The organism is Erwinia sp. PME.40.26/001, from assembly GCF_055556675.1.
The window spans coordinates 1-273 of the sequence record NZ_JBVHNP010000166.1 but is presented as its reverse complement, the minus strand read 5'-3'; the positions used below and the strand labels follow the sequence as shown (position 1 = coordinate 273).

Below are 273 nucleotides of genomic sequence, written 5' to 3'. Positions count from 1 at the left end.
CGATGACGAAACACCCCTGTTTGGCGAACCTGGTATGCCAATCGAGCGCAGCGCCTGGGAGCGCTCGCGCATCATCGCCTTGATGGATGGCAAGCTGGATGCACAAGAGTTGGTTGAACATGCCGCGCAAGTGGCTGACCTGGCGGTACCGACGTTTGAGTTACGCGACGTCGCTGATCAGGACTGGGTGCGTTTGACACAATCCCAGTTTGATCCGATTGAAATCACCCCTCGGATTTGGGTTGTCCCCTCCTGGCATGCCACCCCCGAACA

At 57.9% G+C, this 273-nt stretch carries 1 protein-coding gene; it reads left to right on the top strand.

The window, feature by feature from the left end:
* The coding region (locus ACZ3HG_RS23695) for a 50S ribosomal protein L11 methyltransferase (RefSeq protein WP_465334818.1) at positions 1-273 on the top strand (273 nt) is incomplete at both ends.